Genomic DNA, 22,264 nt, shown 5'->3' on the forward strand with positions numbered 1-22,264 from the left:
CGGGGATTGAGCCTCCGGCCCCATTCATCATGGCCGACTCCCACACACTTCCCGACTTCTCCCTGGTGAGGGGTGGGCCGTTCTTCGAACTGGAGCGCGGCCTGCGCATCATCAGGCCGCCGGGGTTCAACGCCGTTTGGGCCGCGGTCTCCGTCACGTTGGTGACGTGGGTGCCCCTGATGCTGCTCGCGCTGCTCCAGGGGCCGGAGAGCACCCGCCTGCTGTTCTCCGAGCTCCAGGTGCATGCGGAGCTCCTGCTGTCGCTGCCCGTCATCGTCGCGGCCGAGCCATACATCGATTGCCGCGTCTGTGTGGCGGCGCGTCAGTTCCTCCGCGCCAACCTGGTGGAGGACCGGAGCCGTGAGTCGTTCGAGGCCTGTGCCCGGAGCCTGACACGCTGGCGCGACGCTCGCAGCATCGAGCTGATGCTGCTGGGCATCGTCATCGCGCTCGCGATCGTGTCCCCGCCGGACCCGGCGCGGGAGTGGTTCTTCGTGTCGGACCCCACGCCCAGGCTTTCCCTCCCGGGAGGGTGGTACCAGTGCGTGAGCCAGCCCCTGGTGCGCTTTCTCGCGTTCCGGTGGGCGTGGCGCGCCATCGTATGGGGCGTCTTCCTCTTGAGGGTCTCACGGCTCCCGCTCCGGCTGGTTCCCACCCACCCGGACCAGTCGGGCGGGCTGGGGTTCCTCTCCATCTGCCAGGGCAGCTTCGCGCCGGTGGTCTTCGCGGTGGCGGTCCCTGTCGCGGCGTATTCGTTCCGGACGAATGCCTCGGCCATCACCCAGACTCCGCTGGAATACATCATGCCGCAGGTCCTCTACGCCGTCCTCGCGTGCATCGCAGTGTTCGCGCCCCTGGGGTTCTTCTCCTGGCAACTGGTGCACGCCAAGCGGCAGGGAGACCCGTGGTTCTCGGCGGTCGCCGCGCACCACTCGCGACGGTTCGAGGATAAGTGGTTCCGTCGGGCGCCGGACGCAGACCCTCTGGGCTCACCGGACTTCTCCTCCCTGGCGGACCTGGGCACGTCCTTCATGGTCGCCCGGAGGATGAAGCTGTTCCCGTGGGACCAGCGCTCGCTCCTCTCGGTGGCCGTGGCGGCGACGGCGCCGCTCATCATCCTGCTGATTTTCGATCGCCAGTTCCTCGCGGTGGTGCACCAGCTCCGTCAGAGCGTGAGCTGAGCGGTCGCGGGCCGGGGCAGGCGCCCGGGTGCCCGGGTGCCCTGGACTCCCTCGACGGGGCAGGGGTGGAGATACCTGTGCGGGGGCCCAGTCACGCGCCGCCCGCAGAGGAGGCGAGCATGCTCAGGTCCGTGGTCGCATTCGTGCTGGGCAACATCGTGACCCTCTTCATGTTCACCGAGGGACTGGCGCGCCGTCCCGGAGAGATTCGACACGTCCTGGAGCGCCCCGCGCTCTACGTGCGCTCCCTGCTGGTGGTGCTGCTGGTCGTGCCCCTTGTCGCCCTGGCGGTGGTGGAGGTCTTCCGACTTCCGACGGTGGTGGCCAGCGCCATCCTGTTGATGGCGGTCTGTCCAGGCGCGCCGCTGCAGGTGAATCAGGCGAAGGCCCTGGGCGCGAATCCCTCAACGTCCATCAACCTGCTGCTCCTGCTCAGCGTGTTCGCGCTCATCTCGGTGCCCGCGTGGGTCCTGGGCGTGGACCGCCTGCTCGGCGTCGAGTTCAAGGCGAACCCGGAGCTGGTGTTCCGCCTGCTGGCGGTGAAGATCCTCCCGCCGCTCGCGGTGGGCATCGCCGTGCGGTACTACGCTCCGAACGTGGCCAAGGCCCTGGCTCCGTGGTGCAGCCGGGTGTTCAGCGTGCTGTTGCTCTGCGTGGCCGTGGTCCTGCTCTTCATCGTCGGACCCCGGCTCATCCACATCGCGTGGCTCGCCATCCTCGCGCTGGTGGTGCTCGTCTCCATCTCCATCGTGCTCGGACACTGGGCCGGGGGACCCCGGCTGGAGGACCGCAAGGCGGTGGCCCTGGCCACGGCCTTCGCGCACCCGGTGCTGGCGATGACCATCATCATCCAGAGCTATCCGAACTACCGGGCCCTGGAGGTCGCGGGCGTGGTGGGGGCCTACATCGTCATCCGCCTGCTCGCGCTGACGCCCTACAAGTTCTGGGTGAAGCGACAGCGAGACACGGAGTCCTCGCGGCGCGTGCCCCCGGGCGGCGTCCCAGCCTGAAGTGTCCCTTCAGCGCTTGAGCCGCGCGGAGTCCTTGGGGTTGATGCTCACCTTCGCCCAGATGAAGCCCAGGTTGCCCCAGTCCTGGACCTCCTTGACGGTGACGTGCTGCCCGACGCCGAGGGCGCCCAGGGGCTTGCCGTACGCCGCCGGCTCTCCCGTCGCGGGCTCGTCCCTCAGGAGCGAGGGGACGGTGCTCTCCAGCGTGCTGCCCACGAACTGCTGCGGCGACAAGGACCACTCCGTCTGGGAGGGCTTGCAGTAGAAGCAGGTGCGCCACGTGTTGGATCCGGGCAGGTACTGGCCCAGGTAGACCCACGCGTCCTTGCGGCCATCCCCCAGGCTGGTGGCGAGGTCCGGTGCGCTCGCGTCGACCTGGGAGAAGACCTGCACGGCCGGGGCGTCGGGATTGTAGAGGCGAGCGGTGCCTTGTCGCTGCAGGGAGACCTGGTCCTCGACGAGCTGTCGGGTGATCTCCGCGGCGAGCTTCCTCGCGAGCGGGTCCTTCAGCTTCTCCATCAACGGATGGGCGTGGATGGCGACGGGGTCCTGGATGGCCCCGAACGCGACGGTGCGCTGCGTCTGGGCCGCGCCCCGGAGGTTCTTGATGTGGCTGGCGATGAGGTTGCTCGCGCTCTCTTCCTGCCAGAGGAACTGGCCCAGCAGGCGCCCCTTGTCCTTGGGCCCCAGGGCCCAGGCTGTCATCACCTCGTCCTGGTTCTCCTCCACGCACTCGCGCTGTGCCTTGCTCGCGTCCTCCGACAGCTGCACGTCCCCGTAGTTGTAGCGGGTCTGCATCATGGGGACCTGCTTGCTCGCGAGGAGGCGACCTATCTCCGCCTTCTGGTAGTCGGCCATGTCGCGCGCGAAGGCATGGCTGGCGCGCGAGAGGGCGGACAGTGGGGTGCCGATGGCATCCACGGAGGCCTCGCGCTCGTCCAGCGACGGCGGCTTCGCGCCCGAGTCGATCTCCACGAAGAGGACGCCGCGGTCCGTGAGCTGCGTGAAGAGCTGGTCGATGGCGGCCCGCGCGGCGGGGTTCGTCTTCCAGCGCTCCGGGTCGGTGAGCCCCCGCAGCAGCAGGACGAAGGTGTCCAGCCCGGTGTTGTCGAAGACGCCGCCGTCGATGAGCGGCTCGCGGTGCTCCTGGGCGTCAACGACCTCCGGAAGGTCGACGACGAAGGGGAAGTTCGCGGAGGCGCGGACCGCGTCGGCGAGCGCGATGTCTCCCGTCGTCGTCAACTCGCTCGTGGATCGCGCCTGGGCCTCCGGCTGGGTGCCGTCACTCACCAGCCGGCCGGGCAGGGGCGGCTTGCCCGTGACGATGCGGCCTCCGGTCCGAGCGCTGGCCGTGTTGATGAAGAGCAGGGGGACACTTCCGTCGTCGGGGAGGCTCGCGGGCCAGCCCAGGTAGTCCGACCAGAAGGACGCGAGCCCTCCGCCACGGCTCACCCCCGGCATCACCACGCCGCGCAGCAGGGGCGCGTTGAAGTCCACGAACATGTCATCCAGGGTGTCGCTGCTCAGGGGCCACAGGCGCTCCGCCTTCAGGCCACACGCCCCGTTCATCAGGTGGGAGGCGAGCTCCTCGCGAGGCGCGTGCTTGAGGGGAACGTCCGCGGGAACGGTCGCCCCCAGGGTGCCCGCGGCCAGTCGGTGGGAGAAGTGCGCGCTGGCGACGCTGCCACCGGAGACGCTGCTGATGAAGAGGACATGGTCGGCCAGGGACTGCGCGCGGCAGCGCTCCGTGGTGGCGTCGGGGGCCTTCACCTGCATCCGGCTCAGGCTCTCCAGCGTGAGCATGGCGAAGATGGCCGCTCGCGAGCCGCCTCCCGCGGCGGAGACGAAGACCACGGGGCCGTCGCACATCAAGTCGAGTCTTCGATTCGCCGTGTCGACCCACCGGGTGAAGAGGGCGTCCTCACTCATGGACTTGCCTTCGGCCAGGGGCAGGGACTGGAGGGATTCCTGCCGGTCCAGCAGCCCCACGACGACGACTCCGGAGCCCAGCAGCGCGAGGGCGAGCACGGCGCGCTGGACCACGTTCTCCACCAGGTCGAGCGCGCGCGCCGCGCACAGAATCACGAAGAGCAGATGGTAGATGGCCCAGATGGTGTAGAGCCGGAAGCTGGCCTCGGGAATCGTCGGGATGAAGAAGCCCCAGAGCAACTCCGCCAGGAAGTACGAGCCCAACGACATCACCAGTCCCCGCGTGACGACCTCCGCCAGGACGCGCAGCGAGGGCCTCCACGCGAGGAGCCTCGGGCCGAGGAGCCCGAGCAGGCCCACCGCCACCGTGAGCGCGGCCACGAGGCCCGGCCCCGAGTCACGTGCCTTCCACGGCGCCGGCAGCAGCCCCAGAAAACCCACGAGTCCCAGCGCGAGGCCCGCCACGACAAAGCCGCCGTACAGCAGGGCTCGCGGCGTCCGGCGCTCCGGGGCGGGGAACGCCAGGGGGAAGCGGGCCCACGCCACCAGCCTCCGACACAGCGCGAGCGTCGCCCGGCTGACGAGGTTCCGGTGCTCCATCCACCGGGGAAAGCCCTCGCGCGGAACGAAGACCCACATCGCGCTCAGGAAGAAGAAGGCGCCGAGCAGCACGACATACGCCCAGAACGTCACGGCCATCAGCGCGGAGCCGCCCGCCCGCAGTGACGCCATGCCCGGCAACTGGAGCACGATGTTGTGGACCTGCGGCAGGTTGGTCAGCGCGAGGCCCGCCGCCAGCAGCGCGATGACCGTCGCGAGCCGCTTCTCGAGATAGGTGACCCACGCGGGGGCGCGCGGTGCGTCTCGCGTCACGCCCGGCACCGTGAGCAGGACGTCGTTGGTTCCGGCGGCGGCACCCGAGGGCAGGGCGGCCCCGGCTCGTTGCTTCATCGCGTTTTGACTGCGCTGGCTCGGGCGTCGCTTGCTCATGGGCCCCCTCGGTGGACAGGCCGGGCCGTCCGATGAGTTCTGGCTAGTACGACCTGTCCAGAATATCACCGTTGCGTCTGGGAATGCGTCCCAGGGGGCGGCCGTGAGGAGGGCGGGCGACTACTCGCGTGACGATGAGCCGTCGTCAATCCGAGCCAGCTTCTGGCGCAGCGCTTCCAGCCGTCGCCGGTCGCCGTCTTCCTCGGCTGCGGGGATGGCCTCTTCCACCAGGGCATTCAAGCGATGGAGGCCGTCTCGCACGAGCGACCATTCGGCCTTCGCGTGGTGGGTCCGATGTGACAGGTACTCCACGACGCCGTTCAAGGTCTGCGGGTGGATGTTCTTCGCGCCGATGTGCTCCGTCACGCCGGTCCGGTCCAGCATGCGCTGGGTGGGCCCGAGTACGCGGGAGAGCATCAGCGTGATTTCGCGGTGCTCGAGTGATTCCTTCAGCGCGGCGAGCATGTCCGCGCCGGGCACGTCGAGGTCCGCGGTGACTTCCAGGTCCAGCAGCACGGCGTGAACGGGCGAGGTCGCGCTGTCCACCCGGCCGATGATGGCGTCCCGGAGGGACGTGGCGTTGGCGAAGAAGATGCCCTCGTTGGGGCGAATCATCAGCAGCCCGGGCACGGTGAGCGGGGCGGGGTCACGCCGCACGTCCGCGAAGTCCAGCGTGCCCGGCGCGCGTCCCAGCTCGCTGACGCGGGGCTGGCTGGCGCGCCAGACGAGGAGCGCCACGGAGAGGCCCACGGAGACCAGCAGGCCTGGCAGCACCTCGAGCACGAGTACGCTGAGGAGCGCGCCCGCCGCGAGGAAGAAGTCCGTGCGGCGCAGCTTGAAGAGGCGGCGCATCTCCTTGACGTCCATCATCCCCACGGTGGCCAGCACGACGATGGCGGCCAGGGTGGCCTCCGGCAGCGTGCGGAACAGCGGCGTGAAGAAGAGCGCCACCAGCGCGAGGATGGCGGCCGCGAGCAGGCTGGACATCTGCGTGCGAGCCCCCGCCGCGTCATTGGCGGCGGACTTGGACAGGCTGCATCCCACGGACAGACCGCGGAAGAGGCCGGCGCCCAGGTTCGCCGCGCCCAGGCCGATGAGCTCCTGGTTCGGGTCCACTTCATAGCGGTGCTTCGACGCGAGCACCCGGGCGGGTCCAATGGCCTCCGCGAACGCCACCAGCGCGATGCCGAACGCACCGGGCATCAGCTTCAAGAGGTCTCCCAGGCCCACGTCTGGAATGGAGGGGCCCGACAGGCCGGAGGGAATGTCGCCCACCACCTTCACGCCCCGCCCTTGAAGGCCGAGCACCCCGACGACCACGGTGCCCAGCACCAGCACGACGAGGGACGCGGGCAGGCGCGGCAGCAGCTTGCCCAGGAGGACCAACACCGCGAGGCTCGCCACGCCGACGACGAGCGTGAGCGGGTGTGTCTGGCCCAGGTGGGTCACCAGGTTCCACAGCCGCTCGAAGAAGTTGCCGCTCCCGGCTTCGAGGCCGAGCAGCTTGGGCACCTGTTTGATGGCGATGACCAGGGCGAGACCGAAGACGAAGCCGGTGAGGACCGACTCCGAGAAGAACTGCGCGATTCGCCCGAGCTTCAGCACGCCGGCGAGGATGGAGATGAGGCCCGCGAGCATGGCCAGCGCGGCGGTGAGCGCGATGAAGCGGGGCGTACCGGAAGGCGCGAGCGCGGCCACCGTGGACGCGGAGAGCACGGCGACGGTGGCGGAGATGGCGACCACGAGCTGGCGTGACGTGCCCAGCAGGGCATAGAGCACCAGGGCCACCGGGCCCGCGTAGAAGGCCGCCTGCGGTGGCACTCCCGCGAGCTCCGCGTAGGCCATGGCCTCTGGAATCTGGAGCGCGGTGATGGTCAGCGCCGCCGCGACGTCCCGCTTGAGCGAGCTCGGCCGCCACTTGGGAAGCCAGGATAGGAATGGCAGGAAGCGTGCGACGGAGTGGGCTGCGGCGCTGTGAGGATGATGGCTCTCCGGCATGCGTGGCGCTCCGGCTGTCGTGTCCCGCACACGTTGCTGAGCGTCGGGGTGTCTGACAATCGAGGCGGGGGAAATCGAAGGATTCGATGAGGTCGACAGTCCTGTCCTTCGAGGCCGGGCGAGGGGACGAGCAAGCCTCTCGATTCGGGGCGGGTGGGGCTGGACCAGTCGTCCGCAGCGGGCGCCTTGCCACCGGTCCTCTTGGACTGTTGCGTGCGAATCAGCCCCGGCCCAGGTTGCCGGACGTGAGCCAGCCGCGCGGGCGAGGGCGCTGACCTCGTCACGCCAGGAGAGGTGCCATCATGTTGGAGTCATCGACGTCGGGACTGACGCCCCAGGAGATCCAGGACCTCGCGCGCGACGCCTATGTCTTCGGCCTGCCCCTGGTGGAGCATTACCGCCTGTTCGCCCTGGGCTTCCTGCCGGACTCACCGCAGGTCCGGCCGGCCAATCGCTTCCTGCACTTCGCTCGGCTGTTCACGCCAAAGGACCGCGACGTCGTCTCCGCGAACAACGACACACTCTACTCGGAAGCGAACCTCGACCTGCGTGGCGAGCCCGTGGTGCTGGACACGCCCGAGCTGAGCGGACGCTACTTCTGCGTCCAGTTGGTCGACATCACGACGAACAATCTGCCGTACATCGGGACGCGGGCCACGGGGACGGACCCTCGGCGCTTCGTCATCGCGGGACCGGACTGGGACGGCGGGTTGCCCGACTCGCTGCGCGACGCGCTCGTCATCCGGTCCGCCTCGATGTTCGTGGCGGCGCTGCTGCGCATCGGCGTCAGTGGACCCGAGGACCTGTCCACGGCGGCCGCGCTCCAGCAGCGGTTCCGGCTGACGCCGCTCCATGAACTCACGAAGCAGGCGGCGCCGAAGCTGCCCGCCGTGGCGTGGCCTCCGTACTTCGACGACAAGGCGGACGCGTCGCTGAAGGCGTTCGAGTACGTCAACTTCATGATGCAGTGGCACCGGTTCACGGATGCGGAGCAGTCCTTGCTGGCGCGCTTCGCGCGACTCGGGGTGCGGCCCGGGGCGCGCATGAATGCACAGGCGCTCTCGCCGGCCGTGCGTGACGCGATGCTGGAGGGAGTGAAGGAGGCACGCCGCGCCATCCAGCAGCGCCCCGTGCTTCATCGCGGCTGGGAGCTGCCCGACCCGAAGGTGGGCGCGTTCGGCGACGACTACCTGCTGCGGGCGCGCGTCGCCTGGAACTACATCTACGCGAACTCGGCCGAGGAGGCCGTCTATCCCATCACCCACCTGGATGGTGAGGACCGCCTGCTGGACGGAGGCCGGAGCCGGTACGTGCTTCGCTTCACCGCGGACGCGCTGCCTCCCGCGCGGTTCTTCTGGTCGCTCACGGCGTACGACAGTGAGACTCGCATGCTGGTGGAGAATCCCATCCAGCGGTACTCGATGGGGGACAGGTCTCGTGACTTGAAGAAGTCGAGCGATGGCTCGATTTCCTTCTTCCTCCAGCACGAGGCGCCCGAGCCCCACCGCGTGGCCAACTGGCTGCCCATCCCCGATGGGCGCTTCTATGTCCTCCTGCGCATCTACGGCCCCACCGAGTCGGCGATGCGAGGTGCGTATGTCCCGCCCGCGATCGATGCGCTGAGCGACTGAGCGCGTCGCCTTCCCGGCGAGGGTTGCCAACGCACGGTCCAAAGCGGTGCGCATGCCCCGTGGGGAGGCTTCCATTGCCGGGCCGCCCACCGATGAACATCCCCTTCGGTGCCATTCCTGGCACGGGGCGGGGGCACATGCGAGCACCGAGGGCGGGTCGAGGCGGGGCGTTGGCCGTGATGCTGCTGCTGTCGGCCCCACTGCTTTCGTCCGCGGAGGAGCAGCAGCCTCCCTCGCCGCCAGGAGGAGATGCGGATCAGCAGGAGCTGGCCAAGGCGGTGCAGAACCCGGTGGCCTCGCTCATCAGCGTGCCCCTCCAGAACAACCTGGACCTGGGGGTGGACCCTGGGGACCGGGTCCGCAACACGCTCAACATCCAGCCGGTGGTGCCGTTGCCGCTGACGCACGACTTCAACGTCATCGCGCGCCTCATCGTGCCCATTCTCTATCAACCGGACCTGGCGGAGGGGAGTGGGGGGACGTTCGGTCTGGGTGACACGTCGGCCACGTTCTTCGTGGCGCCGAAGGAGCCAGGCCTCTTCATCTGGGGGATCGGCCCGGCATTCCTGCTGCCCACGGGGACGGCGGATGCGCTGGGCACGGGGAAGTGGAGTGTCGGGCCGTCCGTGGTGGCGCTGGTTCAGCCCTCTCCCTGGTCCATTGGAGTGCTGGCGAACAGCGTGTTCTCCGTGTTCGGTGACGACGAGCGGGAGACGGTCAACCAACTGCTGCTCCAGTACTTCATCAGCTACAACCTTCCGAAGGGTTGGTATGTGACGTCCGCGCCCATCCTCACTGCGAACTGGGAGGCGCCCTCGGGAGAGCAGTGGACCATTCCCTTCGGCCTGGGGGCGGGCAAGGTCTTCACCGTGGGCAAGCAGGCCCTGAATGGCTCCGTGTCGGCGTACTATAACGCCATTCGGCCCGACCTGCCGGGCGCGGCCGAGTGGCAGCTGCGCGTCCAGCTCTCGTTTCTCTTCCCGCTGAACAAGAAGCACTGACGTCAGGTGGATGCGTGCTGGCATGCTCCCGGGCGGGCGAGCCTTGACCCACATGCTCCGTCAGCCCTGGGGAAACACCTGGTTCCAGTCCGAGCGCATGCTCACCACCGTCCACCCGTCCTTCCCCGCGACATCCAGTGCCCGGTCCAGTCGCCCCGTCTTCGCCTCGCGGTCATACGCGTACTCCCGCTCCGCGTCGTCGTGGTGGAGCAGCAACCTCAGCCGAGGTCCATCACCCGAGCCCGCGTACTGCAGCATCTGGAGATCCCCGTCCGAGTTGCCGAACGCCAGCACCGGCCGCTTCCCGATGTGCAGGTGGATGTTGATGGGCTTGCCCTCGCCATCGTCGAGGCTGGTGAGGCCAGGCAGCTTCACCAGCACGGGCTGGCCGTCCCGCAGGTCGAAGTGTGTCTTCCCGCTGCTCCCAATCACATGCGACGAGGGGATGCCGTACGTCTCCTCGCTGAAAGCCCGCAGGAAGTCGATGCCTCCACCCGAGACGATGTGCAGGTCGAACCCATGCGTCCGCAGGAGCTCCAACAGCTCCAGCATCGGCTGGTAGATGCAGTGGGTGAAGGGCCGCTGGAAGCGCGGATGCTTCGCGGTCGCCAGCCACGCCTTCGCCGTCCGGGAGAACTCCCCCGTGGTCATCCCCGCATGGGTGGCCGCGACGAGCGCCGCGGCGTCATGCTCCGTGAGCTTGCGCAGCGCCTCTTCGTCCCCCTCGATGAGCGCCTGGAAGGGTTGCTGCTTGCGCCACTCCGGATGTGCGGGCACCAGCTCCCGGACCCGGTCCACGACGAAGTGGGCCTGCACGTACATGGGCTGCTCCGACCAGAGCGTGCCGTCGTTGTCGAAGACCGCGACCCGGTCCTCCGGCCGAACGAAGCTGGACGCCCCGTCCGTGGTCACCGCATCGACGAAGTCCAGCAGCGCCCTGCGCGCCGCGCCGTCATTCCAGGAGGGAAGGGGAGCGCTCATGGCTTTCTCTCAGCCCATCAGGGCGAACATGTAACAGATGAGGGTGAGCAGCAGGTTCGAGATGGCGAACGTCACCGGATAGCCGATCGCCGGGACGATGCTCTTCGACGCCTCCTGTGCGGCCCTCATGCCGGCGCTGTTGCAGCGCGCTCCGGCGATGGCGCCCATCAACACGGCGCTGTTCATCTTGAAGATGTACTGGCCCACCATCCACCCGATGATGGGAGGAACGAAGGCCGCGATGGAGCCGATGACGAGCGTGGGCACCAGCAGACCGCCCGCGATGGCGTGCGCCACGCCCGCTCCCGAGTTCAACCCCAGGATGGCGATGAAGACGTTCAGCCCGACATCCTCGAGCAGCTGACGCGCGGACTCCGGGAACGGACCGCCGAGCGCCGGGTTGTGCGTTCGCAAGATGCTCAACCCGATGCTGACGACGAGCAGCCCCACCGCGGAGCCCAGGCTGAACTGGATGCCGAACATGGGGACCGTGATGGCGCCCAGCAGCGCACCCGCGGCGAGCCCCAGGCCCAGCGTGATGATGTCCGTGGACAGGCTGGGCTTCACCGGCGGCCCCAGCACCTTGCCCAGCTCCGCCACCCGCTTGGGGCTGCCGGTGATGCGCAGCACGTCACCCTTGTTGACCGCCTGGTCCTGGCTCACCGGAAGCTGGTCACCCGCCCGGAAGAGCGCGTTGAGGTAGATGCCTTGGCCCATCCGCAGCGCCAGCTCCCCCAGCGTCTTCCCGATGACGTCCTTGTTGTGGACGATGAACTCCACCGTGTCGAACTTCACGTTCCGCAGCTTCGAGTCGTCCACCTCCGGCCCGATGCGCGGCCCGCCCGCCAGGAGCAGCGAGACGGGGCCGAGCATCGCCACCTCGTCACCGCGACTGAGCACCAGGTCCGGCGGCGGGTTGTAGACGCGCCCCTTGTGGTAGATGCGCTCGATGGCGACCCGCGGATGCGCATGGTCCAGGTCCGCCACCGTGCGCCCCTCCAGCGCCGGGTTCTCCACCCGGAAGACCCGCAGGTCCAACGGCATGTAGCCCCGGATGAACGAGTCCGCGGTGCCCGGCAGCGGCGCGGAGTCCTCGCCCGCCAGCTCCTTCTCCATCGCCTTGCCGTCCGCCACCGCGTCCTTGCCGAACATCTTCGGCATCACCGACATCAACACGGTGAAGACAACCATGCTGATGCAGTAGAGGAACGCGTAGGACGTGGTGAGGTTGCCCGGTGCCTGGCGCGCGGCTTCCCCGGACAGGGCCGCGGAGCCACTGGCCAGCGCCGCCTGCGCCGCGCCGAAACCCGGGGTGGCCGTGTTCGCACCCGAGAGGATACCCGCCAGCAACCCCGGCGCCAGGTGCGTGAAGAAGCGCGACGCATAGACGAGCGCCGACGACAGCAGCGGTACCAGCAGCGCCAGGATGATGAGGTGCTTGCCCTCCCGGTGGATACCGCCGAGGAACTGGGGCCCCACCTTCATGCCGATGGCGAAGATGAAGAGATTGAAGAACACCGTGCTGGTGAACTCCGGCAGGGTGTACTCGATGTTGTAGGCCTGGAAGGCCCAGAAGCTGACGATGAGGGCGAGCAGCAAGGTCGCGGCCGTGGAGCCCATGCCCACGCCCTTCACCTTCACCTCACCGAGCGCGTAACCCGCGGCCACGACGAGGAACAGCAGGATGAAGGGCTGACGGCGCAGGTAGTCCAGGATGGCGCCGAAGACGCCGTGGGGATGCGGCTGCATGGCAGGCGGCGGCTGTCCCTGTGCGAAGGCGATGACAGCCAGCCCGACGACGGCGGCTCCTGCGAGAATGGCGGCATGGCGCGCTTGGCTTCTCATGCGAGCGTCCCTCCAGATATCAATCCAGGGTAGTGCGTGGCCCTCCTCTCAGGAGGAGCCCCGCGGGGGGAGGCGGGCGTGGAATCGTGCGCCCGCCCCGGGAGGCCGCCGGGGACGCCGGGGCCTCCGGGGCGTCATGGCGCGGGCCTCAGAAGCGGACGCCCAGGTTGATGGGCAGGTACTGGCCGTTCGCCCGTCGCGAGCCCGTCGGCGTGTCGTACTCAGGGCCGAAGATGTAGTGGTAGCGCGCTTCCAGATAGACGCGCATCGGGCCGTAGACGCGATAGGAGACGCCCACACCGCCGTTCAACCCGAAGTCCGTCGTGCTGCGCGAGCCGATGACGGTGTCCACCGGGACGACGTCGCTGGTGCAGTAGAGCAACCACGGGTCGCAGACCGGGACGAGCGCCGCGCCCGCGAACTGGGTGAGCTCCACCTTGCGGTAGTACAGGCCCGGGCCACCGGTGATGTAGAGACCGAACCGTCCTTTCGGCGCGACGCCGATGAGCAGGTTGAGATCTCCGTACTGCATGATGTGGTCGCCGGAGAGGCTGGTGTCCGCCAGCAGGCCCTCTTTCACGTCGTAGTCGCTGTACTGGTATTCCGCGTGGAGGCTGACGCGCTCGGTGAGGTGGTAGCCCGCGCCGAGCAGGAATCCCCAGCCCTCCTTGAACCGGCTGTGGGTTTCAAAGAGTGGGAAGACGACGCCCACGCCCAGGTTGAACGTGAAGCTGCCAGCCACGGGTGGCTCCTGTTCGATGAAGTCCTCCTTGGATTCGGCCGCCTGTCTCAACGCACCTCCCAGGGCGGGCGGAGCGGTGAGCAGCGTGGTCAGCATCAGGGACATGACGAAGAACCGAGACATGAGACGTCCTCCTGACTGAGTCGGATGAAGCTGGGGACGTGGCCACGCGCGGGCCCGGAGCGCTTCGGGCTCGTCGCTCCCTCACGTGGGGCTTGTCCGTCGTCCTTCGAGCAGAAGCCCCGCCGGGCGCCTGCCCCTCCCCGGAAGCCCATGCGGACGATTCACGGGCGACGCACCGTCAGAGCGCGGGTTCCCACCGGAGCGAGACGAGACGATGAAGCTCACGGCGACAGACGGATGGCGAAGCGCGCGGCGGTTCGTTCCGGGACTGCGCTGGGTGCGGGGCTATCAGAAGTCCTGGCTGCGTCCGGACCTGCTCTCCGCGCTGACCATTGGCGCCATGCTGGTGCCACAAGGGCTGGCCTACGCGCAGATCGTCGGCGTCAGGCCTGTCGCCGGGTTGTACGCGGGCGCCATCGCCATGCTGGCCTATGCGCTGTTCGGGCCCTCCCGACACATGCTGCTCGGACCGGAGGCGGGTGCCGCCATCATCGCCGCGAGCGCGCTGGCGGGTGTCGCGGGCACGGACCCCGCCCGCTACGCCTCGCTCGCCGCGCTCCTGGCGTTGATGGTGGGCCTCATCAGCCTGGCGGCCGGGCTGTTCAAGACGGGCGCGCTCGCGGACTTCCTCTCCAAACCCATCCTCATCGGCTACACCAACGGCGCGGCGCTCATCATCATCGGCAGCCAGCTGGCGCGGATGTTCGGCCTGGAGCGCAAGGCCAACGACTTTCCGGGGCAGGTGCTGGAGGTGGGGCAGAACCTGGGAAAGACGCATCTGCCCACGCTGCTGCTCGGGCTGGGAATCATCGTCGTCCTCGTGCTCCTGCGGCGCTTCCTGCCGAAGCTGCCCGGGCCTCTTATCCTCGTGGTGCTCACCACCGTGGCCGCGGAGGTGTTCCAGCTCCATCACGGAGGGGTGAAGGTCGTCGGGCCCGTCGCCGCCGCACCGCCGTCCCTGGGCCTGCCCTCGGTGGGCTTCTCCGATGTCCGGGTCCTGCTCCCGGCCGCGCTGAGCCTCGCGCTGGTCAACTACGCCGGCTCCGTGCTCACCGGCCGCCTCTACGCGGACAAGCACCGGTACCACCTGGACGGCAACCAGGAGTTCCTCGGGCAGGCGGCCGCGAACCTGGCCAATGCCTTCACGCAGGGGTTCCCGGTGACAGGGAGCGACTCGCGCACCGCGGTCAATGACGCCATGGGCGGCAAGTCACAGCTGGTGGGGGTCGTCGCCGCCGTGCTGGTCACCGTGTTCGCGCTCTTCCTCACGCCGCTGCTCAAGAACCTCCCGCTGGTGACGCTCGGGGGCATCGTCATCGTCGCGGCGGTGTACCTGATGGATGTGGCCGCCGTCGTCGCTCTGTGGCGGGTGCGGCGCGTGGAAGCGGTGCTCGCGGTGGTGACGACGCTCGGCGTGTTGGTGCTGGGCATCCTCCAGGGCATCCTCATCGCCGTGGCGCTGGCCCTGGGCGACCTCATCCGTCGCGCGGCGCACCCGCACGACGCTGTCCTGGGCGAGCGTGAAGGCGTGCCCGGCTGGCACGACGTCAGCCGACACACGGGCACGCACACGATTCCGGGCCTCCTCGTCTATCGCTTCGACGCGCCCATGTTCTTCGCCAATGCCCGCCACCTCCGGGAGCAGCTTCGCGCGCTGGTCGCTCGGGCGAAGCCCCCCGTGAAGGAAGTCGTGTTGGACGCGAGCGCGGTGTTCGACCTGGACGTCACCGCCGCCGACGGCCTGGAGAAGCTGCGCCGCGAGTTGGAGGCCCAGGGCATCGTCCTGGTCATCGCGGATGCGAACGCGCCGCTGCGCGGGATGCTGCGTCGCACGGGGATGATGGAGCGGCTGGGCGAGGAGAACGTCTATCTCACCGTCGAGGCCGCCGTGGCCCGCTTCCAGAAACGCGGACCAGGCACGAGCCCCGAGTCCGAGCCACCTTCGCCCCCCGCCTCCCACTGACGCGCGGCTCAGCGGGGCCTTGGTTGGCTGCCCGCCAGGCGCGCGCTGAAGGGCTGCCCGCCTGGCCCGGGGCTTCTTATCTAGAAGAGGGCATGTGGACTCCTCCCTCCCATCCCGCCTTCCCCCTGCGTGAGAAGCACCCGGCGCAGCAGGGAGACGGACGCGGCGGACTGCCTCCTCGACGTGAGCAGTTGCTGCAGGCCCGCATCAAGGACCTGTCGCTGCGACTGGCGGGGACGCCGCTGGAGCGGCACATCGACCAGCTCTACGCGGAGCTGGAGTCGCGAGGCATCTCCTTCAAGCCCCAGTGCTACCTGTCCGACGAGTGGGGCTGTCCTTCCGGCGTGCCCGTCATCGGCGTGCCGTTCTACCTGGCGGACCCGGACCTGCACTCCATCGAGGCGGAGCTGGGCGGCGGCGTGGAGACGGAAGGGGAGATCCTCATGTACCTGCGCCACGAGGCCGGGCACGCCTTCAACTACGCCCACCAGCTCTACGAGACGGAGGAGTGGCGCAAGCAGTTCGGCGACTACTCGCGACCGTACCGCGACGACTACAAGGCGCGGCCCTTCTCGCGGCGCTACGTCCACCACATCGCGGGCTGGTACGCGCAGAAGCACCCGGACGAGGACTTCGCGGAGACCTTCGCGGTGTGGCTCACGCCGGACAGCGACTGGCGCAAGCGCTACCAGGGCTGGGGCGCGCTGCGAAAGCTCCAGTACGTGGAGGACACGGTGGGGCGGCTGGGCCGTACGCCACCGCGAGTCCAGTTGGCCCAGCCGGACCTGACGACGGAGGAGATGGAGGGCACGGTCCTCGACCACTATCGGCAGCGGGAGCTGGACCAGAAGGTGGACCTGGAGCTGCGCGACGCGTTCGACCAGTTCCTGGAGGATATCTTCGAGGGGCCCGGCGTGGCGCCGGTGCGCGCGGAGACGTTGGTTCGCGCCGAGCGGCAGCGGCTCTTGTCGAGCGTGAGCCACTACACGGGGGTCAGTCCCAGCGTGGTGCGGGCGCTGCTGGACCACCTGGGGGACAGGACCGCGTCGCTGGGGCTCACGCTGCACCCGGATGACAGCAGGGAGGCGGCGCTGCGCATCGCCTCGCTCGTGACGGCCCTGGCGATGAATCACCTCTACACCGACCGCTTCTTCGAGGAGTGAACATGGCCCCGGGCCCCTGGCGCATCGCGGTCCTCCACTATCAGCCGAAGGGCGAGCCGGCGGACGCTGTCATGGGGCAGGTCCGCTCGGCGCTCGAGGAGGGCGGACACGAGACCGTGGCCATTGGCGTGGACGAGAGCGTGTCCGACCTGGTCCGCATGGTGGGCCGCAGTCGCGCCGACCTGGTCTTCAACATCTGCGAGACGTTCGCCGACGACTACCGGCTGGAGGTCAACGTCGCCGCGATGTTGGAGCTGGCGCGGGTGCCCTTCACGGGCTCTGGGACGGCGGGGCTGCTGCTGGCGCAGGACAAGATCCTCACCAAGCAGCTCCTCCAGTACCACGGGGTGCTCACGCCCCGGTTCGCCACCTTCGATGGGGCGTCCCTGCAGACGAGCGGCGATTTGCGCTTCCCGGTGGTGGTGAAGCCGGCCCGCTCGGATGCGTCGCTGGGGCTGGGCGTGGAGAAGGACCTGGAGGGGCTGGCGCGGCGCGTGCGGAAGATTCGAGAAGAGTTCGGTGACGAGGCGCTCGCGGAGGAGTTCATCGAAGGGCGCGAGCTGTACGTGGGCGTGCTGGGCGACCCCTCGCGGCCGGAAGTGCTGCCGGTGGTGGAGCTGGACTTCGGCGCGAAGTGGGGCCGCAAGCGGATGAAGATCGCCAACCGCGAGGTGAAGTTCGGCCCGGAGACCGCGGGCAGCCCGAGGCTGGTGCTGCCCACGGATTTGTCGGATGAGCTGCTGGGGCGCGTCTCCCGCGCCGCCATCACCGCGTTCCGGGCGCTCAAGCTGCGCGACTACGCTCGCATCGACTTCAGGCTCTCCAGTGGGACGAAGGACCCCTATCTCCTGGAGGTGAATCCGAATCCCTACCTGGAGGCGCAGTGCGAGGTGGCGCTCGGCGCGCGGGAGCGGGGGCTGTCGTATCCCGCGCTCATCCGTCATATCGCCGACACCGCGATGCAGCGGCAGGTGTCCCCGCGCATGAAGGCCGTGCCCGTGACGGAGGCGCAGTCCGTGCCGCGGGTGTGAGGGGGGAATCTCCGGGGGCCAGAGGACGTTGAAGCCGGAGGGGCGAGGCGCTATAGACCTCGCCGTCCGTTGTTCCCAGGGAGGGGACGGCGGGCCCGGACGAGGTGCGCCGTACCCGGTCACGACAAGACGACGCTCATCTCAGGAGTCGTACGTCATGGCGTGGATCATTCTCCTCATCGCGGGGCTGCTCGAGGTGTGCTGGGCCGTGGGCCTCAAGTACACCGAGGGCTTCACCCGTCTTGTCCCCAGCGTCCTCACGGGCGTGGCCATCGTCGCCAGCATGTTCCTGCTGTCCACGGCGGCGAAGACCCTGCCCATCGGCACGGCCTACGCGGTGTGGGTGGGCATCGGAGCGCTCGGTGCGGCGGTGCTGGGCGTGGTGCTCTTCCACGAGCCCATCTCCCCGCTGCGCATCCTCTTCCTCTCCATGCTCCTGGTCGCCATCATCGGACTGAAGGCCACCAGCGGCGCGGGGCACTGAGGTCCGTGCTCACCAGACGTAGCGAAGGATGAGTTCTCCGTAGGACAAGGAGGGCTCGCCGGATTCGAGGGTGCGGCCTCTCGCACCCAGGCCCGGGTGCGGTTCGGCGTTGAAGGTCCTCACCGCGCCCAGGCCGAGTTGGAGGTTGGCTCGGCCGGAGTAGTAGATGCCCAGCGCCGCCGTGCTGTCCTTCAGGGTCCGGTCATCCTGGCCCACCCGCTCCTGGAACCCCGTGCGGAAGACGTACTCGCCCATCACCGCCAGCGGCACCGCCGTCACCGGGTAGATGTCCAGCGTCGCGGCCAGCGAGAGGGAGACGCGAAGCGCGTGGGTGTTCTGCTCGAACCGCCCTCCCGCGACACTGTCGAACGGGCGGCGCGTCTGCCACGCATACTCCGCCGCCCCGGAGGCCTGGAGCGAGAACACCCGTCCGAAAGACTGCGCCACGTAGAGGCCGCCCTTGGTGCTGGATTCCTTCCGGGGCACGAAGAGCAGCTGACCCAGGTCTCCATCGATGATGCCCCCCACCGTTACCCCGGGCGAATCCACGATGGCGCTGATGAGCGGGAGCAGGGTGATCTCCCGACCCCGGTTGTAGCCGTAGTTCGCTCGGAACGAGAGCTGCGTTCCACTCGTGTCGCTGCGCAGAATCCGCACGACGCCCCCAAGCTGTCCGACGAGGTCGACCGAGGCGCCCGAGGCCAGCAGCCCATCCGCGTTGGAGCCGGTGATGATGGTCGCCCTGCCAAAGCCCGTGAAGCCGAGCCAGTCCGTGATGCCCAGGCTCAGGTCCAGCGTCTGCTGGATACCGGTGAGCAGGACGTCCCGCGGCTCGAGTTCGTTCACCGGGACATCCGGGACGTCATAGCGCGCGAGACCTTCCCGGATGCCCACGTTGGTGGTGACGAACGCACTTCCCTGAAGCATGGGGAAGAGGAACGTGTGGTCCTTGAGCTGGCGAGAGCGCGCGCCGCATGGCTCGGTGCAGGCCTCGTCCTTCTTGGACTTTCCCAGCGCGGGACTCGCGCCGAGGCTCAACAACACTCCCAGACTCAAGATGGCGGTCTTCATCTACGGCAACGTGGGGAACACAGCCACCCAAGACCATTGCCCCGCGCGCCCGGTCTGCGTCGCGGCGAGGACAGCGAACCGACGCCTGACGGCAAGCCCGTTGGTCCACGGACATTGAAGCCAACGCTTCGTGTGCCTGTCGCTCTCCGTCCGCCAGGCGAGGGGCATCTTCCCGCCGCTATCGGGGAGGATGTGGAATGGAAGTGACTGAGACCTTGCAACGGACCGAGCCCACGCACGCCTGGCGTCCCGACCTGACGCTCGCGCACGAGCAGCTCGCTCCACGGTTGGAGGCGTTCTATCGGGATCTGCACGCGCACCCAGAGCTGTCCATGCAGGAGCAGCAGACGGCGGCGAAGGTGGCGAAGTGGCTGCGGCACAGCGGCTATGAAGTGACCGAGGAGGTGGGCCGTCACGGCGTCGTGGGCGTGCTGCGCAACGGCCCGGGGCCCACCGTGCTGCTGCGCGCGGACATGGACGCGCTGCCGGTGGAGGAGAAGACGGGCCGCCCGGATGCGAGCCGCGTGCGGGTGAAGGACTCGCACGGCGGCACGGTGCCGGTGATGCACGCGTGCGGACATGACGTCCACATCACCTGTCTGATGGGGGTGGCGGAGCTGCTCGCCCACTCACAGCATCATTGGCGCGGCACGCTGATGATGGTCGCCCAGCCCGCGGAGGAGACGCTCGAGGGCGCGCGGGCGATGCTGCGCGACGGACTCTATGAGCGCTTCGGCAAGCCCGACGTCGCGCTCGCCCAGCACGTGGGCCCGCTCCAGGTGGGAATCGTGGGGCACCATCCGGGCGCCAGCATGATGGCCTCCGCCAACGTGCGGGTGCGCATCTTCGGCAAGGGCGGCCACGGCTCACAGCCACACCTGACGGTGGACCCCGTCGTCATCGCCGCCTACCTGGTGACGAGGCTGCAGACCATCGTCTCCCGCGAGGTGGACATCACCCGCGGCGGCGCGGTGATCTCCGTGGGGAGCCTTCACGCGGGCTCCCGCTCCAACGTGATTCCGGACGAGGCGGTGCTGGAGCTGACGGTGCGCACGCCGACCGATGACCTCCAGGGGCAGTTGCTCGAGGCCATCTCCCGCATGGCGAAGGCGGAGTGCGAAGCGGGGCGCTCCCCCAAGCCGCCGGAAATCGAGGTGATGCACCACACGCGGGTGATGGTGAATGACGACTCCTACTTCACCCGGGTTCGCTCCGCGCACGCGGCCTGGTTCGGAGAGGACCGCATCATCGACACCGGCATGCAGAGTGGCAGCGAGGACTTTCCCTACTTCGACGGGCGCGTGTCCGGCGAGAGCCACGGCGCCACGGTGCCGCTCGTCTACTGGTACTTCGGGGGCACGTCCCACGAGGCGTGGAAACGGGCCGCGGGCAAGACGCTCTGGGAGAAGCTCCGGAACCTGCCGCCGAACCACTCGTCGCGCTTCGACCCCTCGGTCGACAGCCTGCGCTTCGGCTGTGAGTCCATGCTGCTGGCGGCCCTTGCCTGCCTGGATGAAGAGCCGAAGAAGGGAGCCGAGCCCCGGGGCCTGCACTGAAAATCACGGGGGCGCTGACTGATGTTTCTACAGGGACGCAAGAAGTCCTGGCGCCAACCGTCCGGTTTTCCTCAAAGGTGGGGTGGCACGCGGCCTGCTCTATGCCACCACCGCCATGAAGTCTCAGCGGAACACCCATCGACCCTACACCGTGGAAATCGCCGCGGCGGCCTGGAGCCAGGTCGCTCGGCTCTCCCAGGAACGCTACCGCGACATCCAAGCCCGGTTGGAGGGCGTGGCGGCCCTGGCGACACCCACGCCGGAGCCGGCCACATTCCAGGTGGAGGAGCTGACGGTCCACTACGTCGTGGACGCACGGCGCCGGCTGGTGACGCTGCTGGATATCACCCGCGAGCGAAGCGCCTCCGCGAAGGGCGCCTCGCGGCCTCCGACGACGCGCTCCCCGGGTTGAGGGCCTTCGCTCAGAGCGTGCCGTGCCCGGTCGGCGCGGGCGCGGACGCCTCGATGAAGCCGCGCAGCTCCCTCGCGGTGCGAGCGGCGTCTTCCTCCATGGGGACGTGCCCCAATTCCGGATAGACGATGAGCCGCGCGCCAGGAATGGCCCGGGCGAAGCGCTGGCCGTGCTCCAGCGGAATCCACGCGTCCTTCGCGCCCCAGAGGATGAGCGTGGGCATGCGCAGCTCCCCCAACTGCTTCCAGCGCGCGTCGTCTCCGCCGGCCCGCATCCGTTCGCGAGTGGCGGTCCGGTTGCCTTCTCGCAGCAGGAGCGCGTGGTACTGCTCCACCAAAGCCTCCGTCACGCGCGAGGGTTCTCCGTAGACGGCCCGCAGGTTCCGGTCGATGACCCAGCGCGGGGAGAAGAGTGACAGCGCCTCTCCCACGATGGGCGCGCGCATGAGCCGGAAGACGAGCGGCGCGGGCGTGTCGCGCGGAAAACCCGCCGCGTCCACCAGCACCAGCCGCGTCACCCGCCGCGGATGGAGCAGGGCATAGCGCCAGGAGATGGAGCCACCCATGGAGTTGCCTCCCAGGACGAACTGCTCCAACCCCAGGCGCGCGCGAAATGCCTCTACCACCTCCACCATGGCGTCCGCGGTGTATCGCCCCCGCGCGTCCGGCCCGGTGAGTCCGTGCCCTGGAAGGTCCAGGGTGATGACGCGGTAGTTTTCGGACAGCTCACGCACCCAGCCCTCCCAGGTGAAAAGAGAGGCATTGGAGCCATGGAGCAGCAGCAGCGTGGGTCCCTGGCCCTGGTCCCGGTAGTGGATGCGCAACCCATCCACCTCCACGAAGCGGGAAGGCGCTGTCGCGTAGCGCGCCTCCAGCTCCTGGGGAGAAACGTCCAGACGAAGACTGGCCGCGAGAACCCCCGCGAGGAGCACGAGCACGGTGATGAGGACCTTGCGACGAAGCTTCATGGTGCAATTTTCTCCTGGAGCGGCGAGCCGCCGCGAAAGATAGACGGCGAGTCAGGCACCGGCGAGCACGGATTGGGGTGCCGACGGACCCTTGCTTCAATGTGTGTCTTCATGAAACGGCGGGTGGGGTTGCGCCATTGCCAGTCACGCGTCCACAATGGCCGCGCCGCGTTCGCCCTGCATTCC

The 22,264-nt window shown here is 68.7% G+C and carries 17 protein-coding genes and 1 riboswitch; of the genes, 10 read left to right on the forward strand and 7 right to left on the reverse strand.

All coding sequences use genetic code 11. The annotated features are described in order from the left end of the window. The first annotated feature begins 29 nt into the window (after positions 1–29). Positions 30–1,181 carry a hypothetical protein gene (locus HUA76_RS24065; RefSeq protein ID WP_174462182.1) on the forward strand — a complete coding sequence of 384 codons (1,152 nt, stop codon included), beginning with the start codon at positions 30–32 and terminating at the stop codon, positions 1,179–1,181. Between the two features lie 119 nt (positions 1,182–1,300). Continuing rightward, positions 1,301–2,191 carry a bile acid:sodium symporter gene (locus HUA76_RS24070; protein WP_174455435.1) on the forward strand — a complete coding sequence of 297 codons (891 nt, stop codon included), beginning with the start codon at positions 1,301–1,303 and terminating at the stop codon, positions 2,189–2,191. A gap of 9 nt (positions 2,192–2,200) precedes the next feature. On the opposite strand, the gene HUA76_RS24075 is transcribed toward HUA76_RS24070, so the two are convergent. Further along, entirely contained in the window at positions 2,201–5,110 is a 2,910-nt protein-coding gene (locus HUA76_RS24075; protein WP_174462183.1) for a patatin-like phospholipase family protein, read from the reverse strand. 120 nt (positions 5,111–5,230) lie between these two features. Then, the gene (locus HUA76_RS24080) at positions 5,231–7,108 is read right to left on the reverse strand and encodes a SulP family inorganic anion transporter (protein WP_174462184.1); all 1,878 of its coding nucleotides are present in this window, start codon (positions 7,106–7,108) and stop codon (positions 5,231–5,233) included. A 302-nt stretch (positions 7,109–7,410) separates the two neighbouring features. Here HUA76_RS24080 and HUA76_RS24085 point away from each other — a divergent pair, with 302 nt between their 5' ends. Together HUA76_RS24085 and HUA76_RS24090 are read left to right on the forward strand one after the other, a co-directional pair. Next, the gene (locus tag HUA76_RS24085; protein WP_174462185.1) at positions 7,411–8,739 is read left to right on the forward strand and encodes a DUF1254 domain-containing protein; all 1,329 of its coding nucleotides are present in this window, start codon (positions 7,411–7,413) and stop codon (positions 8,737–8,739) included. A 179-nt stretch (positions 8,740–8,918) separates the two neighbouring features. Next, positions 8,919–9,740, forward strand: a complete 822-nt coding sequence (locus HUA76_RS24090) for a neuromedin U (protein WP_254614456.1) — start codon at positions 8,919–8,921, stop codon at positions 9,738–9,740. Positions 9,741–9,800: 60 nt separating this feature from the next. Here the strand turns inward: HUA76_RS24090 and HUA76_RS24095 are convergent, their stop codons facing one another. The 3 genes from HUA76_RS24095 to HUA76_RS24105 form a co-directional block, all read right to left on the reverse strand. Beyond that, on the reverse strand, positions 9,801–10,721 hold the full coding sequence (locus tag HUA76_RS24095; protein ID WP_174455440.1) for an HAD family phosphatase: 921 nt from the start codon (positions 10,719–10,721) through the stop codon (positions 9,801–9,803). A gap of 9 nt (positions 10,722–10,730) precedes the next feature. Then, positions 10,731–12,566 (reverse strand): aspartate:alanine exchanger family transporter, encoded by a 1,836-nt coding sequence (locus HUA76_RS24100; protein WP_174455441.1) that lies wholly within the window; start codon positions 12,564–12,566, stop codon positions 10,731–10,733. 148 nt (positions 12,567–12,714) lie between these two features. Beyond that, entirely contained in the window at positions 12,715–13,431 is a 717-nt protein-coding gene (locus HUA76_RS24105) for an outer membrane beta-barrel protein (protein WP_174455442.1), read from the reverse strand. A gap of 214 nt (positions 13,432–13,645) precedes the next feature. On the opposite strand from HUA76_RS24105, the gene HUA76_RS24110 reads away from it, so the two are divergent. The 4 genes from HUA76_RS24110 (at position 13,646) to sugE (ending at position 18,072) form a co-directional block, all read left to right on the forward strand. Then, a complete protein-coding gene (locus HUA76_RS24110; protein ID WP_174462187.1) occupies positions 13,646–15,394 on the forward strand; it encodes a SulP family inorganic anion transporter in 1,749 nt (582 codons plus the stop codon). Positions 15,395–15,486: 92 nt separating this feature from the next. Continuing rightward, the gene (locus HUA76_RS24115; RefSeq protein ID WP_141642315.1) at positions 15,487–16,557 is read left to right on the forward strand and encodes a putative zinc-binding metallopeptidase; all 1,071 of its coding nucleotides are present in this window, start codon (positions 15,487–15,489) and stop codon (positions 16,555–16,557) included. Positions 16,558–16,559: 2 nt separating this feature from the next. After that, complete coding sequence (locus HUA76_RS24120; RefSeq protein ID WP_174455444.1) at positions 16,560–17,588, forward strand: ATP-grasp domain-containing protein; 1,029 nt, start codon at positions 16,560–16,562, stop codon at positions 17,586–17,588. 69 nt (positions 17,589–17,657) lie between these two features. Further along, a riboswitch (guanidine-III (ykkC-III) riboswitch) is annotated at positions 17,658–17,727 on the forward strand. Between the two features lie 18 nt (positions 17,728–17,745). Continuing rightward, on the forward strand, positions 17,746–18,072 hold the full coding sequence (gene sugE, locus HUA76_RS24125; RefSeq protein ID WP_141642317.1) for a quaternary ammonium compound efflux SMR transporter SugE: 327 nt from the start codon (positions 17,746–17,748) through the stop codon (positions 18,070–18,072). A gap of 9 nt (positions 18,073–18,081) precedes the next feature. Here the strand turns inward: sugE and HUA76_RS24130 are convergent, their stop codons facing one another. Next, positions 18,082–19,143: a hypothetical protein gene (locus HUA76_RS24130; protein WP_174455446.1), complete on the reverse strand. Its 1,062-nt coding sequence runs from the start codon at positions 19,141–19,143 to the stop codon at positions 18,082–18,084. A gap of 197 nt (positions 19,144–19,340) precedes the next feature. On the opposite strand from HUA76_RS24130, the gene HUA76_RS24135 reads away from it, so the two are divergent. Further along, a complete protein-coding gene (locus tag HUA76_RS24135) occupies positions 19,341–20,699 on the forward strand; it encodes an amidohydrolase (RefSeq protein WP_174462188.1) in 1,359 nt (452 codons plus the stop codon). Positions 20,700–20,814: 115 nt separating this feature from the next. Further along, positions 20,815–21,111: a hypothetical protein gene (locus HUA76_RS24140; RefSeq protein WP_141642322.1), complete on the forward strand. Its 297-nt coding sequence runs from the start codon at positions 20,815–20,817 to the stop codon at positions 21,109–21,111. A 10-nt stretch (positions 21,112–21,121) separates the two neighbouring features. Here HUA76_RS24140 and HUA76_RS24145 read toward each other — a convergent pair whose 3' ends face one another. After that, positions 21,122–22,078, reverse strand: coding sequence for an alpha/beta fold hydrolase (locus HUA76_RS24145; RefSeq protein WP_174462189.1), 957 nt, complete (start codon positions 22,076–22,078; stop codon positions 21,122–21,124). Between the last annotated feature and the right edge of the window lie 186 nt (positions 22,079–22,264).

Source organism: Myxococcus sp. CA056 (assembly GCF_013336715.1).
In the GTDB taxonomy this organism is placed as follows: Bacteria; Myxococcota; Myxococcia; order Myxococcales; family Myxococcaceae; genus Myxococcus; species Myxococcus llanfairpwllgwyngyllgogerychwyrndrobwllllantysiliogogogochensis.

What these genes read in the sequence shown, in the direction of transcription:
- HUA76_RS24065 (WP_174462182.1), top strand. Translation starts at nt 30, where the DNA reads ATGGCCGACTCCCACACACTTCCCGACTTCTCCCTGGTGAGGGGTGGG.
- HUA76_RS24070 (WP_174455435.1), top strand. Translation starts at nt 1,301, where the DNA reads ATGCTCAGGTCCGTGGTCGCATTCGTGCTGGGCAACATCGTGACCCTC.
- HUA76_RS24075 (WP_174462183.1), bottom strand. Translation starts at nt 5,110, where the DNA reads ATGAGCAAGCGACGCCCGAGCCAGCGCAGTCAAAACGCGATGAAGCAA.
- HUA76_RS24080 (WP_174462184.1), bottom strand. Translation starts at nt 7,108, where the DNA reads ATGCCGGAGAGCCATCATCCTCACAGCGCCGCAGCCCACTCCGTCGCA.
- HUA76_RS24085 (WP_174462185.1), top strand. Translation starts at nt 7,411, where the DNA reads ATGTTGGAGTCATCGACGTCGGGACTGACGCCCCAGGAGATCCAGGAC.
- HUA76_RS24090 (WP_254614456.1), top strand. Translation starts at nt 8,919, where the DNA reads ATGCTGCTGCTGTCGGCCCCACTGCTTTCGTCCGCGGAGGAGCAGCAG.
- HUA76_RS24095 (WP_174455440.1), bottom strand. Translation starts at nt 10,721, where the DNA reads ATGAGCGCTCCCCTTCCCTCCTGGAATGACGGCGCGGCGCGCAGGGCG.
- HUA76_RS24100 (WP_174455441.1), bottom strand. Translation starts at nt 12,566, where the DNA reads ATGAGAAGCCAAGCGCGCCATGCCGCCATTCTCGCAGGAGCCGCCGTC.
- HUA76_RS24105 (WP_174455442.1), bottom strand. Translation starts at nt 13,431, where the DNA reads ATGTCTCGGTTCTTCGTCATGTCCCTGATGCTGACCACGCTGCTCACC.
- HUA76_RS24110 (WP_174462187.1), top strand. Translation starts at nt 13,646, where the DNA reads ATGAAGCTCACGGCGACAGACGGATGGCGAAGCGCGCGGCGGTTCGTT.
- HUA76_RS24115 (WP_141642315.1), top strand. Translation starts at nt 15,487, where the DNA reads ATGTGGACTCCTCCCTCCCATCCCGCCTTCCCCCTGCGTGAGAAGCAC.
- HUA76_RS24120 (WP_174455444.1), top strand. Translation starts at nt 16,560, where the DNA reads ATGGCCCCGGGCCCCTGGCGCATCGCGGTCCTCCACTATCAGCCGAAG.
- sugE (WP_141642317.1), top strand. Translation starts at nt 17,746, where the DNA reads ATGGCGTGGATCATTCTCCTCATCGCGGGGCTGCTCGAGGTGTGCTGG.
- HUA76_RS24130 (WP_174455446.1), bottom strand. Translation starts at nt 19,143, where the DNA reads ATGAAGACCGCCATCTTGAGTCTGGGAGTGTTGTTGAGCCTCGGCGCG.
- HUA76_RS24135 (WP_174462188.1), top strand. Translation starts at nt 19,341, where the DNA reads ATGGAAGTGACTGAGACCTTGCAACGGACCGAGCCCACGCACGCCTGG.
- HUA76_RS24140 (WP_141642322.1), top strand. Translation starts at nt 20,815, where the DNA reads ATGAAGTCTCAGCGGAACACCCATCGACCCTACACCGTGGAAATCGCC.
- HUA76_RS24145 (WP_174462189.1), bottom strand. Translation starts at nt 22,078, where the DNA reads ATGAAGCTTCGTCGCAAGGTCCTCATCACCGTGCTCGTGCTCCTCGCG.